The 14,216-nt window shown below is 70.8% G+C and carries 14 protein-coding genes; 11 read left to right on the top strand and 3 right to left on the bottom strand.

All coding sequences use genetic code 11. The features are described 5' to 3' along the window. Positions 1 to 455, bottom strand: a 455-nt coding sequence (locus tag AB0K02_RS33560) for a hypothetical protein (RefSeq protein WP_365996396.1), incomplete at its 3' end; no start/stop codon positions are given. Continuing rightward, entirely contained in the window at positions 452 to 1,090 is a 639-nt protein-coding gene (locus tag AB0K02_RS33555) for an SseB family protein (RefSeq protein ID WP_365996395.1), read from the bottom strand. The genes AB0K02_RS33555 and AB0K02_RS33560, both read right to left, overlap by 4 nt. Before the next feature lie 220 nt (positions 1,091 to 1,310). Here AB0K02_RS33555 and AB0K02_RS33550 point away from each other — a divergent pair, with 220 nt between their 5' ends. The 7 genes from AB0K02_RS33550 (at position 1,311) to AB0K02_RS33520 (ending at position 9,668) form a co-directional block, all read left to right on the top strand. Further along, positions 1,311 to 1,853, top strand: a complete 543-nt coding sequence (locus AB0K02_RS33550) for a MarR family transcriptional regulator (protein ID WP_365996394.1) — start codon at positions 1,311 to 1,313, stop codon at positions 1,851 to 1,853. Positions 1,854 to 2,427: 574 nt separating this feature from the next. Continuing rightward, complete coding sequence (locus AB0K02_RS33545; RefSeq protein ID WP_142217964.1) at positions 2,428 to 2,736, top strand: hypothetical protein; 309 nt, start codon at positions 2,428 to 2,430, stop codon at positions 2,734 to 2,736. Positions 2,737 to 2,875: 139 nt separating this feature from the next. Next, a complete protein-coding gene (locus tag AB0K02_RS33540; RefSeq protein WP_365996393.1) occupies positions 2,876 to 3,709 on the top strand; it encodes a hypothetical protein in 834 nt (277 codons plus the stop codon). Continuing rightward, positions 3,699 to 5,000, top strand: coding sequence for a hypothetical protein (locus tag AB0K02_RS33535; protein WP_365996392.1), 1,302 nt, complete (start codon positions 3,699 to 3,701; stop codon positions 4,998 to 5,000). Before AB0K02_RS33540 ends, AB0K02_RS33535 begins: the two co-directional genes overlap by 11 nt. Then, a complete protein-coding gene (locus AB0K02_RS33530; RefSeq protein ID WP_365996391.1) occupies positions 4,997 to 6,550 on the top strand; it encodes an SCO6880 family protein in 1,554 nt (517 codons plus the stop codon). Before AB0K02_RS33535 ends, AB0K02_RS33530 begins: the two co-directional genes overlap by 4 nt. Before the next feature lie 12 nt (positions 6,551 to 6,562). After that, positions 6,563 to 7,978: an ATP-binding protein gene (locus AB0K02_RS33525; protein ID WP_365996390.1), complete on the top strand. Its 1,416-nt coding sequence runs from the start codon at positions 6,563 to 6,565 to the stop codon at positions 7,976 to 7,978. 1 nt (position 7,979) lies between these two features. Continuing rightward, positions 7,980 to 9,668 carry a type VI secretion protein gene (locus AB0K02_RS33520; RefSeq protein ID WP_365996389.1) on the top strand — a complete coding sequence of 563 codons (1,689 nt, stop codon included), beginning with the start codon at positions 7,980 to 7,982 and terminating at the stop codon, positions 9,666 to 9,668. A 3-nt stretch (positions 9,669 to 9,671) separates the two neighbouring features. Here AB0K02_RS33520 and AB0K02_RS33515 read toward each other — a convergent pair whose 3' ends face one another. Then, positions 9,672 to 10,223: a GNAT family N-acetyltransferase gene (locus AB0K02_RS33515; protein ID WP_365996388.1), complete on the bottom strand. Its 552-nt coding sequence runs from the start codon at positions 10,221 to 10,223 to the stop codon at positions 9,672 to 9,674. Between the two features lie 153 nt (positions 10,224 to 10,376). Here AB0K02_RS33515 and AB0K02_RS33510 point away from each other — a divergent pair, with 153 nt between their 5' ends. The 4 genes from AB0K02_RS33510 to AB0K02_RS33495 all read left to right on the top strand — a co-directional run bounded on the left by AB0K02_RS33510 (position 10,377) and on the right by AB0K02_RS33495 (position 14,099). After that, a complete protein-coding gene (locus AB0K02_RS33510; RefSeq protein WP_365996387.1) occupies positions 10,377 to 11,333 on the top strand; it encodes an ATP-binding cassette domain-containing protein in 957 nt (318 codons plus the stop codon). After that, positions 11,330 to 12,106, top strand: coding sequence for an ABC transporter permease (locus AB0K02_RS33505; protein WP_365996386.1), 777 nt, complete (start codon positions 11,330 to 11,332; stop codon positions 12,104 to 12,106). The genes AB0K02_RS33510 and AB0K02_RS33505 overlap by 4 nt, the downstream gene beginning before the upstream one ends. A 71-nt stretch (positions 12,107 to 12,177) precedes the next feature. Further along, positions 12,178 to 13,431: a histidine kinase gene (locus AB0K02_RS33500; protein WP_365996397.1), complete on the top strand. Its 1,254-nt coding sequence runs from the start codon at positions 12,178 to 12,180 to the stop codon at positions 13,429 to 13,431. Continuing rightward, positions 13,428 to 14,099, top strand: a complete 672-nt coding sequence (locus tag AB0K02_RS33495) for a response regulator transcription factor (RefSeq protein WP_365996385.1) — start codon at positions 13,428 to 13,430, stop codon at positions 14,097 to 14,099. The genes AB0K02_RS33500 and AB0K02_RS33495 overlap by 4 nt, the downstream gene beginning before the upstream one ends. The last annotated feature ends 117 nt before the right edge of the window (positions 14,100 to 14,216 follow it).

Genomic DNA, 14,216 nt, shown 5'->3' with positions numbered 1-14,216 from the left:
TGCGCCTCACGCATCGACTCCGCGCTCCAGTCCGCGTTGTCCCACGCGTGCTGGTCACGAATCGTGTCCCAGCTCATCTGCTTGACCTCGTCCTCGGACAGATGAGGATTGCCGTTCAGCGAGTTCACACCGATCTTGATCGAGTCCTTGACGTACTGCTCCTGCTCCGCGAACGACCCCGCCGACAGCCCCACCCCCTGCGCGAAGGCGTTGCCCTTGAGCGTCAGGGTGCGAACCCCCCACTCCCAGCGGCTGCAGAAGGTCTCGAACTCCGCCGTCAACCCGCCGTGACCCAGCTCCAGCCCGGACAGCGCCAGATCCGAGAACCCCCGGCCCACCGACGCCTCGCCGATCATGCCGAGCTCCTTCAGCTCGGCATGCGCCAGATTGATCCCCTTCGCGATCTCCGCCAGCCCCGACGCCGCCGCCGCAAGCTCAGGCTGTCCCCCAGTCACCGCACACCCCCGTACTCCCCGACATGGCCAGGCTCCCCGGACTCCCCGAGATCCACCGCCACCTCATCCGGAACGATCCCCGCCACCGGCGGAAACACCATCCCCTCGTCACTGCCCGCATCCAAAGCAACCCCGCCCGGACCCGGCAGCATCGGCACCATCACATCCAGCAGCCGCGCGCCCAGAATCGTCCGGTACGCCCACTCACGCCCCGCACCCCCCTGCGCACGAGCGAACCGCGCCAACGCCTCCTCGTCCGAGAACGCACAGATCCACCGCACCCCGTTGAAATCCGCCGTCCACAGACTCCCGTGCTCATCGAACGGCACCAACACCGCCGACCGCCGAAACTCCCCCAGCAAACGCGCAAACCCCCGCCGCGCCACCGCCACCTCATCGACCTGATCCGTATCCGGCACGGCCGACTCCGGCACGGGCGGCAAAGGCGGCACAGGCGGTACAGACAGCTCCGCCGAAACCGCCTTGGGCTCCGCCTCCGGCTCCGGCGCCCCCACCGGCGGCGTCACCGCTGCCTGCTCGTTCACCGGCGGAGTCGCCGGAATCGAAGTCTCCGCCAACTCAGCCAGTTTTGACACCGGTTGAGGCTTCGCTACATCATCCCCGTTCTCAGTCACCCGCGAATGCTGCCATGCGCACATTTCCGCGAGCAACGAGGAATGGTTCGAATCACATCAGACCGACCAACCATGCGCGCTCCGCAGCTGACTCGTCATCAACTGTGCTGATGCGCAAGGCTGGACGTGCGGTGGCCACACGCCCAGCCCCTTCCGTCACCGGGCGCGTCCGCCAGGGTGGGATTTCCTTCGTGGCGCTGTCGCTACGCTTGCCTCCGAGATGGCTGAGGACGACGAGATCCACGTCGCCGACGAGGGCGACAGCGTGGACGCGATGATGGCCGAGTGGCGGAGCGAGTGGCCTGACCTGGACGTGTCGTCCAGCGCGGTGATCGCCCGCCTGCTGCGTGCGGCTCAGCTGCTGGAGGAGCGGTTCGCGACCGGGCTGCGCCGCCCCGGCGGGATGCCCATCGCCAACGTCGGGGACTTCGACCTGCTGCAGGCACTGCGGCGCAGCGGTCCTCCCTACACACTGACCCCCGGCCAGTTGCGCCAGGCCCTGATCGTCTCCTCCGCCGGCATCACCGGAAGGCTCAACCGGCTCGAGCGGGAGGGCTGGATCGAACGCGGCCCCTCCCCCGCCGACGGCAGAAGCACGCTCGTGCGTCTGACGGAGGAGGGCCGGGCGAACATCGACCGGGCTCTGGGACAGCACTTCGGCCTGGAACGCGACGTGCTCTCCGTACTGGAGCCGGAGGAACGCGCAGGGGTCGCGGACGCCCTGCGCAAGCTCCTGGCCGCCCTGGAGTCAGACTCCTCCTGATGCATCCGGCCGCCGGCCGGCCTCAGGCCGCTCCGGCCGCCGTTCCCAGGATGACTGCGACGCTGATAGAGCGTGCCGATCTTCTTGTGGTCGGTGGTGGTCAGATACGCGACCACGACGCGGCCCGGCGAGCGGCGCCGCGCCGGAGGGAGCGCCCGGGGCGACGGGGCGGGCGGTGACGGAGCGGGCAGGACCACGGCAAATCCTCCATGCGTGCGAGATGTCCGGGCGTCCGGCGCCTGCACGCCGACGAACCCGACGCCTCCAAGTTATCTCGCTCGCGAGAGAAATAAACAGCGGGGTCGCCGCTCAGGGCAAAAGCTCCCAAAGGTGGGACAACGACAGTCATTGCCCGGAGTCACTCTCCGTGATACACAGAGTGACGATATGTGTACAAGAATCGAATCGCGCCACGCCCTCGCAGGTCAGGGCAGCCGCTTCGGTCAAACGTGCGGAGATCGGGTAAAGAGACCCTCGAAGTCGGCTTACGCGGGCGGTTTCATCAGCGAAGATAGAACCTGGCCCGCGCCGAGGGGTGTGGGCGGCGAACAACCCAACAGGGGCGGTGAGTTACATGATCCTGGCAGCCGAAAAGGGCGACATCACCACCATCATCGGCGGTATCGCCCCGAACTGGGGGCCGTTCGGAAGCCTGGGCAACGAGGCTCGAGTGATGATCGAGGTCGTGATGGCCGTTGCCATCCTCCTCTGCCTCGGCATCGCCATCTGGGGCGCGGCCAAGCAGCGCATCGGAGCGACGGCGCTCCGCGACACCTTCAGCGCGGAGCAGGGCAAGGGCCTGATCGTCGCCGGACTCACCGGCGTCTTCATCATCGGCTCACTGGGGACCTTGTTCACCATCGTGTACGGCATGGCCGTCTAGCCCGTCCCCTCCGGGCTCGCCCGGCCCACCCCCGAGGTTGCGTCTCCCCGATGTACCCGAAGTTCCTGAAGACACGTCACCATCCCGCGACGGCGGGCCATGCAGCACGTCCACGACCGGTTGAGGGGGCCTACCCGAGATGAGCCTCGGCGACGAGCACGACAGCCGTACGAACGAGGGCTTCGGCGGCTCGGGCCAGACCCGCACCCGGCTCCCGGGCACGAGCGAGGACGTCTACGGCGGCGCCCGCCGCCCCGTGCGCACCTCGCGCTCGCTGATCGGGGTGGTGGGCGTGGTGGTGCTGCTGCTTGCGGCGATCGCCTTCGCCAACAAGGGCGGCGGGGCGGAGGGCGCGTCGGACGACACCGGCAAGTCCCCGGACAGCCACCCGACGGCGGCGACGGGGGTGCGTCCGGTGAAGGGCAGCGAGGGCGGCATCCCGACGGGCTATGCGCGGGACGAGCAGGGGGCGCAGAGCGCGGCGGCGAATTACGCGGCAGCACTGGGGTCTGACGGCATGTTCAACAAGGAGCGCCGTCAAGCGATCGTCGCGACTGTCGCAGACGACAGCACTCTGGACAGGCTGCAGTCCGGATTCGACGCGGACTACTCGGCCGAATTCCTCGGTCACATCGGTCTGAACGCCGACGGCACCGCGCCTGCGGGCAGCACGTTCGTCAACCGAACGCTGCCTGCCGGGACAAAGGTGCTGAAGTACGCGGGGGAGACCGCTGACATCGACGTGTGGTGCATGGGGCTGTTCGGTCTGACCGGTGAGAAGTCGACCAAGCCGGTGACCAGCGGCTGGTTCACGGTGAGCGTCAAGCTGAAGTGGAACGGCTCTGACTGGAAGGTCCTGGAAACCAGCCAGAAGACGGGGCCCACGCCCGTCACCGGTGACAACCCTGTCTCGGGCTCGGACGAAATTGCGGACGCGGTCAACGGATTCGGAGGGTTCACGTATGCCCGCTAGCCCTCGCTACCGCCCGCACAAGCTGCTGGCACTCGTGACGGCCGTGCAAACAGCGGCGATCCTGTTCGCGACCAAGGCAGCAGCCGCGCCCGCACCCGCGCCGAGCCCCACGGACAACCCGTGCGGACTCATCGCGGGCCCCGCCCGCGACTACTGCGAAGACGGCGACAGCGCCCCCGGCCGCCGCACCCCCGCCGGCCTCGACGACCCCGCCACCGCCCTCGACCCCCTCTCCTCCCTCGCCCGGGGCTGCGCCGACGCCGCCGTCAGCCTGCTCGACTACCTCTCCGGCGCCGTCAAGGAGACCGCCGAGGTCGACTTCACCAACCCCGCCTTCCTCGCCCGCTACGCCATCGTCTTCGCCGCCGCCACCGTCCTCACGCTCATCCTGTGGCTGCTCGCCGTCGCCAAGCGCGCCATCCGCGGCGTACCGCTCACCACCGCGATCTCCGAGGCAGTCGGCTTCCTCTGGCTGACCGTCCTCGCGTCCGCCTTCACGCCGCTGATCCTCTACACCGTCGTCACCGCCACCGACGCCGTCACCGAGGTCGTCGCCTCCGGGACCGGTGAGCAGACCGACATCTTCTTCGGCAGCTTCAAGGAGGCCCTCCAGAAGGGCGACAGCATCAGCGGCGGCCCGATCATGCTGATCATCGTCGCGCTGGTCACCGTCCTCGCCGCCGGCATCCTCTACCTCGAGCTGTTCATCCGCGCCGTGCTGCTCTACGTCGGCGCCCTCCTCGGCGTCGTCGTCTACGCGGGGCTCGTCGACAAGAACATGTGGGGCCACGTCCGCCGCTGGGCCGGGATCATGATCGCCGTCATCCTGGTCAAGCCCGTCATCGTCATCGTGCTCGGCCTCGCCGGCGCGCTGTCCGCGGGCGAGGGGCCGGACTCCTTCTCCGCCGTCGTGTCCGGGCTCTCGATCATCCTGCTCGCGATCTTCGCCTCCGCCATGATCTACCGCTTCGTCCCGGGCTTCGGCGACGAGATCGCCAACTCGCGCAACAACCGCATCCAGAACGCCGCCGAGGGCAAGGCCGCCGCCGTCATCAGCTCCCCGGCCGCCCTCGTCTCACAGGGAATCAAGACCCACAGCTCCCGCGGCAACCAGGGCACCGGCGGTGACTCGGGCGCAAGCACGCCCCGCCCCGCCAACCCCGTCAGCGGCGGCGTCGCAGCACACGGCAGCCGTACGGGCCAGGGAGCCGCGCCCTCGCCCCGTAGCAGCACCCCGACCGGCGGCACCCCGCACAGCAACCGCAACAGCACAGGAGGTGGCCGGCGTTGACGACCCAGTCCCCAACCATCGCGCCCCGCCGCACGTACCTCATCGGCCGCGCCCGGCCGAACGCGATCGTCGGCAAGAACCGCGAGACCGGCGAGATCGCGCTGATCATCGCCGGCGCGTTCCTCGGCATGATGAGCGGGCTGCTGGTCCCCGTCCTGTCCCTGCGGATCGTGCTGCTCACGGGATTCCCGATGCTCGCGCTCGCCGCCGTGTACGTCCCCTACAAGGGCCGCACCTTCTACAAATGGTTTGAAATCAACCGCAGCTACAAGCGCACCCTGCGCCAGGGCACCACCTACCGCTCCGGTGCCGTCGAGGCCGGCACCCGCATCGACGGGCGGGAGATCGAGGTCGGCCCGCCGCCGGGCATCGGGCGCATCAACTGGCTCGCCGCCCCCTTCGGCCCCGACGAGATCGCCGTCCTGCTGCACGCCGACCGGCGCACCGTCACCGCGGCCATCGAGATCGAGGGCCCCGGCGTCGGACTGCGCGACAGCGAGGACCAGGAGGCGCTGGTCGACCGGTTCGGCACGCTGCTCAAGCACGTCGCCAACGGGGACGGTTTCGTGACGCGCCTTCAGATGCTCGCGCGCACCCTGCCCGCCGACCCCGACGCGCACGCCAAGGACGTCGCCCAGCGCGGGGACGACAAGGCACCGGCCTGGCTCCAGGAGTCGTACGACCAGCTCCAGTCCATGGTGTCCACCTCCAGCGAGCAGCACCGCGCCTACCTCGTCGCCTGCATGCACTACTCGCGCGAACTGGCGGCCGAGGCCCACGCCATGGCCCGGGCCGCCAAGCACGCCTCCGGCGCCAGGCGGCTCGACAAGGACGCCGGCCTCGCCGTCGTCATGGCCCGCGAGCTCACCGACATCTGCGCCCGGCTGGCCGAGGCGGACATCCGCGTACGGCAGCCCCTCGGCCAGGCCCGCCTCGCGTCCCTCGTGCACTCCATGTACGACCCGGACCACCCCATCGACCACATCCAGGCGATGACGAAACGAAACGCCTGGCCGGCCGAGCTCGACGCCGTCGAGCCCACCTACCTCCAGGCCAAGACCCGCGAGTCCTCCACCCGCGCCCCCTGGTGCCACTCCACCGCGTGGGTCAAGGAGTGGCCGATGACCCCGGTCGGCGTCAACTTCCTCGCGCCGCTGCTCGTCCACACCCCCGACGTGATCCGTACGGTCGCGGTGACGATGGACCTGGAGCCCACCGAGGTCGCCATCGAGCGCATGCTCACGGAGAAGACCAACGACGAGGCGGACGCCAGCCGTGCCGCCAAGATGAACCGGACCGTCGACCCGCGCGACATCGCCGCGCACGGACGGCTCGACCAGCGGGGTGAAGATCTCGCGAGCGGTGCGGCGGGGGTCAACCTCGTCGGGTACATCACTGTGTCGTCGCGTTCGCCCGAGGCCCTGGCCCGGGACAAGCGCACGATCAGGGCCTCTGCCGGCAAGTCGTACCTGAAGCTGGAGTGGTGCGACCGCGAGCACCACAGGGCCTTTGTGAACACCCTTCCGTTCGCGACCGGCATCCGCCGATAGGGGCCACCAGCCATGCGTGATCCGCTGTCCGTCCTCACGGATGCCTTCACCTCCTTCCTGTTCGGGAAGGTGGAGACGACCCGTCTGCCCGTCCGTACCTCGACCGGGCAGGCGCAGGCCGTCTACCTGCCGACGGCCGCCCCCGGCCTCGGCGACTCGGGCGTGATCATCGGCCGCGAGGTCTACAGCGGCAAGGGCTACATCTACGACCCCTTCCAGCTGTACGGGCAGCAGCTCCCCGCCCCGCACTGGCTGGTGCTCGGCGAGTCCGGCAACGGCAAGTCGGCGCTGGAGAAGACGTACGTCCTGCGGCAGTTGCGCTTCCGCGACCGCCAGGTCGTCGTCCTCGACGCGCAGGGCGAGGACGGCGTGGGCGAGTGGAACCTGATCGCGCAGGAGCTGGGGATAACGCCCATCCGGCTGGACCCGATGACGGCGCTCGACGGCGGCATCCGCCTCAACCCGCTCGACCCGGCGATCACCAGCACCGGCCAGCTCGCCCTGCTGCGGACCATCATCGAGGTCGCCATGGGCCACGGCCTCGACGAACGCAGCGGCTTCGCGCTCAAGGTGGCCCACGCCCACGTCAACGAGACGATCACCGACCGGCAGCCCGTCCTCATGGACATCGTGGAGCAGTTGCGCCACCCCGAGGCGGCCTCCGCGGAGGCGATGAACGTCGACCTGGACGATGTACGCGCCTGGGGCCTGGACGTGGCCCTCGTCCTCGACCGGCTCGTCGACGGCGACCTGCGCGGCATGTTCGACGGGCCGACGACGGTCGGCATCGACCTGGACGCGCCGCTCATCGTGTTCGACCTGTCCCACATCGACCGCAACTCGATCGCGATGCCGATCCTGATGGCGATCGTCGGCGTGTGGCTGGAGCACACCTGGATCCGGCCCGACCGCAAGAAGCGCATCTTCCTGGTGGAGGAGGCGTGGCACATCATCAACAGCCCGTTCGTCGCGCAGCTCTTCCAGCGGCTGCTCAAGTTCGGGCGACGGCTCGGCCTGTCGTTCGTGGCGGTCGTGCACCATCTGTCCGACGTGGTGGACGGCGCGGCGGCACGTGAGGCCGCGGCCATCCTGAAGATGGCGTCGACACGGACGATCTACGCCCAGAAGGCCGACGAGGCGCGGGCCACCGGGCGGGTGCTCGGCCTGCCCCGCTGGGCCGTCGAGATCATCCCGACGCTCACCCCCGGCATCGCCGTCTGGGACGTCAACGGCAACGTCCAGGTGGTCAAACACCTGGTGACCGAGGCCGAACGGCCCCTCGTCTTCACCGACCGGGCGATGACGGAGTCCTCGCGGCCCGCGGTGCCGGAGCACGTCCAGGCCGCGGAGTGGGAGGCGGAGCAGCGGGCGGCGCTGATCGAGCGGCAGCAGCAGATGGACGAGTCCTCAGAGTCGACGGTGGCGTGAGATGGAGCAGGGGCGCCAGAGGCGGGGTCGCGACCGGGAGCGCGAAGGGGGCATCCCGGACGGACTGTTGGTCGGGCTGCTGGGCCTGGTGCTCGGGCTGACGGTGCTGGTGTGGACGGCGACGGGACTGGCGGGGCTGTTCGCGCACGGCGCCTGGCCGACGGGAGTGACGTTCGCCACCACGCCCACAGCGGTGCGGTCGCTGGTCTCGGCCCCGCAGGACCTGCCCGCCGCCTGGCCGTCGACTCCGCCCGGCGAGCTCTCCGGCTACGGGCTGTTCTGGGGCCTGGCCATCGGCGAACTGATGGTGCTGGTCGTGCTGAGCGTGTTCACTCTGGGCACGGTGGCACGCTGGCGTGCGGTCCGCGCGAGGCCCCGCACCGAGAGGCACGCGCTCGCGCGGACGCCGTCGGAGCCGCGCGGCGCGGCCGCCCCGGCGTTCCCAGCCGACACGGCGTCCACAGCCGCCCCGGCGTTCCCAGCCGACACGGCGTCTACAGCCGCCCCGGCGTTCCCGGCCGCCCCGGCCGGGGAGACGGCGTCCGGGGCCCCGGCTCCGCCCGTGCCCGAGCCGGCCGAGCCGGCCGAGCCGACGCACCCCGGCCCCGGCCCCGTCCCCGCATCCCCGCCGGCCGAACCTGCGGCGACGGCGACTCCCGCACCGGCTCCGTACCCGCGCACGCCCGCGAGCCCGACGACCGCTGCGGCCCCGGTCCCCTACCCGCCCACGGGTGTTCCGACCGCCGTCCCCGGCCCGCGCGGCACCGGTTCCCGCGTCCTGTACGGCGACCCCGCCACCCGCCGGCCGTCCACCGTCCAGGCGCTCCTCGACGCCGAGGGTCCCGTCCTCGTCGTCACTTCCGACGCCTCCGTGTGGACGGAGACGAAGGGCGCCCGCGCCAAGCTGGGCCCCGTTCTCGTCTACGATCCCGGGCACCTGTGCGACACCCCCGCACGGCTCCACTGGTCACCCACCGCCGGCTGCGAGGACGAACGGATCGCGGCCGCCCGGGCCACTGCCCTCCTCGCGCCCGTGCGCCCCCGCGCCCTGATCGACGCCGCCATGGCCGACACAGCGGAAACGCTCCTGCGATGCTGGCTGCACGCCGCGGCCGTGGACGGCCGCCCGTTCCGCCAGGTCCACCGCTGGGCCCAGGGCACCGGAGCCCACGAGCCGGTACGCATCCTCCGCACGCACCCCAAGGCCGCCGCCGGACTCGCCGGACTGCTGGAGTCGGCGCTCACCGCGTATCCGGAACGCCGGGACATCGCCCAGCAGTTGACGAGCCGCGCCTTCGCGGCGCTGTCGTCGGTCCACATCCGTGAGGCATGCAACCCGAACCGAACCGATTCGCTCGCCTTGGAATCTTTTGCGAACGAAGCGGGCACGCTTTACGTGGTGGGTGAACCGATCGAGGATCCGCGTTCCCACCCCGGCGCGATGCCGCTGCTCACGGCACTCGCCTCAGACGTGGTCGAGCACGGCCGCCGCATGGCCGCACGGTCATCCGACGGTCGGCTCGACCCACCACTGACCCTCGTCCTCGACGACGTCGCGGCGGTGGCGCCGCTGCCCGTGCTCCCCGAGCTCCTCGCCACCGGCCAGGACCAGGGCCTGCCGACGCTCGTCCTGCTGCGCTCGGCCGAACAGGCCCGCGCCCGCTGGACGGCCCCCCTGCCCTCCCACTGATCCTCAGACGGCCTCGCGCCTGACCTCGTACTCGCGCGCCATCTCGTCCCCCGGAACGGGAGAGGTGTCGGCGCTCGGCACGAAGCCCGCCCGCCGGTACATCGCCTCGGCCCGCACGTTGTCCGTGTGGAAGATCAGCAGTACCCGCTCCACCCGCGGCGACTCCAGCGCCCAGGACCACTCCAGGGCCGCACGGAACAGCGCGTCCGCGAGACCGCTCCCCCGCGCCTCCGGCCGGACGAACACGCCCACCACATGGGTCTGTTCCACCGCCGCGGGCTTCCCGACCCGCGCCTCCGCTCCCGGCCGCTCCACCAGCACCGACACCGTGCCGTCCCAGCTCCCGTCCGGGGCCTCGCCGATGAACTGGATGACCTCGCGGCCGGCCGCCACCGAGGCCGTGCGCTCCTGCCAGAAGGAGTCCGGCCGCGCCACGGCGTCCTCGTACGTCTCCAGGAACGCGATCGAAGCCAGCGGATCCTGAAGGGCGGCAAGCCGCAACTCGCGGGCCCGGGCCCATTCCTCGGCGCGCACGGGCCGGATGACGTAGTCCATGTCCCGATACTGGCCAACGCCGCTGCGCCCCGGCAACGAGGTTTCCGACCCCGGACCCGGCCGGGCCGCGTCGTACCCCGGTACTACCGCCCGGCGCAGGCTGCCGCCCGGGGTCGGACGCGACCGGCCGGCCGGCTCCGTAGCGTCGACGACATGACCAGCCCTCAGGGAATCGAAGCTGTCGGACTCACCAAACGGTACGGCGCCAAGACCGTCGTCCACGACCTCTCCTTCACCGTCAGGCCGGGCAGCGTCACCGGCTTCCTCGGCCCCAACGGCGCCGGCAAGTCCACCACCATGCGCATGCTCCTCGGCCTCGACGCGCCCACCCACGGCACCTCCACCGTCGGCGGCCGCGCCTACGCGGGCCACGCCGCCCCGCTCACCGAGGTCGGCGCCCTGCTGGAGGCCAAGTCGGTCCACCCCGGCCGCAGCGCCCGCAACCACCTGCTGGCCCTGGCCCACACCCACGGCATCCCGGCCTCCCGTGTCGACCGGGTCGTCGAACTGACCGGCCTCACCGATGTCGCACGCCGCCGGGTCAAGGGCTTCAGCCTCGGAATGGGCCAGCGCCTCGGCATCGCCGCCGCCCTGCTCGGCGACCCCGCCACCCTCGTCCTCGACGAGCCGGTCAACGGCCTCGATCCCGAGGGCGTGCTCTGGATCCGCACCCTTCTCAAGTCACTCGCCGCCGAGGGCCGCACGGTCCTCGTCTCCTCGCACCTGATGAGCGAGATGGCCCTCACCGCCGACCACCTCGTCATCGTCGGCCGCGGCCGGCTCCTCGCCGACACCACGGTCGAGGCGTTCGTCCGCAGCTCCGGCACGGACGCGGTCAAGGTCCTCTCCCCCGAGGCATCGGCCCTCGCCGCACTCCTCGCGGGCCCCGGCGTCGAGATCTCCTCCGGCGCACCCGGCGAGCTCCGCGTGCGCGGCGCCGACGGCGAGCACATCGGCCGCACCGCCGCCGCCCACAGCATCCCTGTGTACGAACTCACCCCGCTGACCGCCTCCCTGGAGCAGGCGTTCATGGACCTGACCCGCGACGAAGTCGAGTACCAGGCCGCCGTCTCACCCGCATCCGCTTCCCTCGAAGGAGCAACCCCATGAGCACCACCGCGTACCGGCTGACCACCCCAGGCGTCCTGCGCTCCGAATGGCACAAGCTGTGGACCGTACGCTCCACCTGGGCGGCCCTGCTCTCCGCGTCACTGCTCACCCTGGGCGTCGGACTCGTCATGGGCGCGACATACGAGACCGGCGGCGGCGACGGCGATGTGGACACGGTCGTCCTGACCCTCATCGGCATCCAGTTCGCGCAGGTCGCCTTCGGTGTCCTCGGCATCCTCGTCACCGCCGGGGAGCACGCGAACGGCATGATCCGCGCCACCATGACCACCGTGCCCCGCCGGCTGCCCGTCCTGTGGTCGAAGGCGGCCGTGTTCACCGTGGCGGCGTTCGCCGTGTCCCTCGTGACAGCGCTCGTCACCTTCCCCGCTGCCCAGGTCTTCTTCGCGGGTACCGATCAGGAGGCGTCGTTCGGCGACCCGGGCGTGCTCCGTGCCCTGGTCGGCAGCTCGGCCGCCGTCACCCTGCTCGGCCTGATCGCGCTCGGCCTCGGCGCGCTGTGCCGCTCCGTCCCCGGCGCGAACGGCGCCTTCATCGGCGGCGTCATGATCCTTCCCGAGGTGATCGGCATGCTGCCGTACGACATCGTCCACGACGCCCTCCAGTACTTCCCGGACAAGACGGCAGTCGTCCTGATGTCCGCCGACCCCGTCCCCGGTGCCCCTTCACCCGGTGCCGCGCTCCTCGCCATGGTGCTGTGGGCGGCGGCCACACTGGCGGCCGCGGCGCTGCTGCTCAGGCGCAGGGACGTATGACCCCTGCGAACCGCCTGACCGGGCCCCCACGGACGCACGAGGATGAAGCGGTGACGAACAGGCCCACAAGCATGCGGCAGCCGGGCGACCCCGACCGGGACTGGGCGGCGGGCGCCCAGCCGCTGACCCGCAGGATGCACCGCCTGGGCGAGCGCCTGCGCGGCTTCGACCGCCGCCATCCCCTCGGCTGGGACCTGCACCTCACCGCCTTCTGCGTGATCGCCGCGCTGACGGATGCCTCGGGCGGCTGGCGGAACATCGCCTTCGACGACACCGTGCCGGTCTGGCTGGTCGTCACCATGAGCCTCGGCTTCTCCGTTCCCCTGCTCCGCCGGCGGACGCAGCCCCTCGGGGTGCTGCTGTGCATGCTGCCGTTCGCCGTGGTCAACGCCTGGACCGGAGCGCATCTCCAGGCCGCGTTCCTTCAGCTGATCGCCGTCTTCCACATCGCGCTGCGACTGCCGCTGCGCACGCTCACCTGGTCGTTCGCGCTCACCCTCGTCCCCCTCGCGCTGGGAGCGACCCGTTATCCGGTCGGGAGTTGGGACCAGCAGTTCGTCCCGAACCTGTACGGCTTCGCCCTCGTCGCCCTCCTGGGCCTCGCGGTCCGCAGCCGCAAGGACTACACGGCCTCACTGGTGGAGCGGGCCAGGCAGCTGGAGATCGAACGGGACCAGCAGGCGCAGCTCGCCGCCGCCGCCGAACGCACCCGTATCGCGCGGGAGATGCACGACATCATCGGCCACAACCTGTCCGTCATCACGGGCCTCGCCGACGGCGGCGCCTACGCGGCCACGGCCTCCCCCGAGAGGGCGGCACAGGCACTCGCGGCCATCGGCACCACCAGCCGCCAGGCGCTCACCGAACTGCGCAGGCTCCTGGACGTCCTGCGCGACGACACCGCGCCCGCCGCCGACCTCGCTCCCCAGCCGGACCTCGCGGGCCTGGAACGCCTCGCCGACGGCGTCAGGGCCACAGGGCTCCCGGTGACCCTCACGGTGAACGGCGATCCCCGCTCCCTCCAGGCCGGCCGGCAGCTCGCCGTCTACCGGGTGGTGCAGGAGGCGCTGACGAACACGCTGAAGCACGGCGGCCCCGGTGCCACGGCCACGGTCGTGGTGACCTGCGCCGAGGACGGCACGGTGTCCGTCGAGGCGACGGACACGGGCAGGGGCGGCAGGACACCGGCCGACTCCTGCGGCGGTCTGACGGGAATGCGTGAACGAACCGCCATGTACGACGGCACACTTGAGGCCGGTCCCCTGCACCGGCCCCCTGGGGGCTGGCGCGTGCATCTCCGACTTCCGAAGGAACCCGCCTCGTGACGACCGTCCTCATCGTCGACGACCAGCCCATGCAGCGCTTCGGCTTCCGGATGCTCCTGGAGAGCCAGGGCGACCTGACGGTGGTGGGCGAGGCCGGCAACGGCACGGAGGCCGTGCGGATGACCGCCGAACTGCGCCCGGACGTGGTGCTGATGGACATCCGCATGCCCGGCCTGGACGGCATCGAGGCCACCCGCAGGATCGTGGCCGCGGGCGACCGTACGCGGGTGCTGATCGTGACGACGTTCGACCTGGACGAGTACGCCTACAAGGGCCTGCGGGCCGGGGCGAGCGGTTTCCTCATCAAGGACGCACTGCCGGAGGAACTGCTCTCGGGCATCCGTGCGGTGGCGGCCGGCGACGCGGTGGTGGCACCGAGCCTCACCCGCCGCCTGCTCGACACGTACGTGCAGCACCTCCCGGAGGACGGCCCCGTTCCGACGACGCGTGTCCTCGACGAACGGCTCGCACGGCTGACGGACCGGGAACGGGAGATCCTGACCGTCATCGGCCAGGGATGGACGAACACGGAGATCGCCGACCGATTCCATCTCGCGGAGTCGACGGTGAAGACGCATGTGAGCCGGATTCTGGCGAAGACCGGCGCACGGGACCGGGTCCAGGCAGTGATTCTGGCGTACGACACGAGACTGGTGAACCCGTCCTGAAACGCAGGAAAGCCCCGGAACTGTGTTCCGGGGCTTTCCCACAATGATTGTTCGGCGGCGTCCTACTCTCCCACAGGGTCCCCCCTGCAGTACCATCGGCGCTGAAAGGCTTAGCTT

The organism is Streptomyces sp. NPDC049597 (assembly GCF_040675505.1).
GTDB lineage: Bacteria > Actinomycetota > Actinomycetes > Streptomycetales > Streptomycetaceae > Streptomyces.
This window is presented reverse-complemented; position numbering and strand designations above follow the sequence as displayed.

Coding starts and splice junctions, on each gene's coding strand:
- AB0K02_RS33510 (WP_365996387.1), top strand. CDS start 10,377: ATGACCAGCCCTCAGGGAATCGAAGCTGTCGGACTCACCAAACGGTAC.
- AB0K02_RS33515 (WP_365996388.1), bottom strand. CDS start 10,223: ATGGACTACGTCATCCGGCCCGTGCGCGCCGAGGAATGGGCCCGGGCC.
- AB0K02_RS33540 (WP_365996393.1), top strand. CDS start 2,876: ATGAGCCTCGGCGACGAGCACGACAGCCGTACGAACGAGGGCTTCGGC.
- AB0K02_RS33505 (WP_365996386.1), top strand. CDS start 11,330: ATGAGCACCACCGCGTACCGGCTGACCACCCCAGGCGTCCTGCGCTCC.
- AB0K02_RS33545 (WP_142217964.1), top strand. CDS start 2,428: ATGATCCTGGCAGCCGAAAAGGGCGACATCACCACCATCATCGGCGGT.
- AB0K02_RS33500 (WP_365996397.1), top strand. CDS start 12,178: ATGCGGCAGCCGGGCGACCCCGACCGGGACTGGGCGGCGGGCGCCCAG.
- AB0K02_RS33520 (WP_365996389.1), top strand. CDS start 7,980: ATGGAGCAGGGGCGCCAGAGGCGGGGTCGCGACCGGGAGCGCGAAGGG.
- AB0K02_RS33535 (WP_365996392.1), top strand. CDS start 3,699: ATGCCCGCTAGCCCTCGCTACCGCCCGCACAAGCTGCTGGCACTCGTG.
- AB0K02_RS33525 (WP_365996390.1), top strand. CDS start 6,563: ATGCGTGATCCGCTGTCCGTCCTCACGGATGCCTTCACCTCCTTCCTG.
- AB0K02_RS33550 (WP_365996394.1), top strand. CDS start 1,311: ATGGCTGAGGACGACGAGATCCACGTCGCCGACGAGGGCGACAGCGTG.